This is a genomic window from Corynebacterium phoceense (assembly GCF_900092335.1).
In the GTDB taxonomy this organism is placed as follows: domain Bacteria; phylum Actinomycetota; class Actinomycetes; order Mycobacteriales; family Mycobacteriaceae; genus Corynebacterium; species Corynebacterium phoceense.
Map to the genome: position 1 here is coordinate 1,411,870 of NZ_LT596208.1, position 425 is coordinate 1,412,294.

The 425-nt window shown below is 71.5% G+C and carries 2 pseudogenes; both read right to left on the bottom strand.

Going from position 1 to position 425, the window contains the following annotated elements:
• A pseudogene (locus tag BN9444_RS14850) lies at positions 1-269 on the bottom strand (hypothetical protein); the annotation flags it as partial.
• Positions 266-425 (bottom strand): annotated as a pseudogene (locus BN9444_RS13680) (RluA family pseudouridine synthase); the annotation flags it as partial. The pseudogenes BN9444_RS13680 and BN9444_RS14850, both read right to left, overlap by 4 nt.

Below are 425 nucleotides of genomic sequence, written 5' to 3' on the forward strand. Positions count from 1 at the left end.
ACGTCCGCCAGCGCGTCGGAGGCTTGCTGCGCGGTGAGCGGCGCGGTAAAGGACACGAGCGCGTAGCGATCCTCGTCCACGTCAGCGAGCGAGTCCGCGACCCGCGCGATATACGCCTCGCGGGACTCCTCGACGTCGGGCCCCAGCTGGTCGCCCTGCACCGGCACCTCGCCGTGGGAGCCGAACACGCCGAAGCCCAGGACGACGAGCAGCGCCGCGGCCGCCCCTGCGGCGACGCGGCGACGCCGATAGACGAGGGCCTGGTTCATCCGCGCAGTACCTCAAGCGCGTGCTCGAGGTCCGCCGGGTAGGGCGCCTCCACCTCGAAGTACTTGCCTGTGCCCGGGTGCGTGAAGCCGAGCTTGACCGCGTGCAACCACTGGCGGTTAAGGCCCACCCGCTTGGCGAGGTTCGGGTCGCAGCCG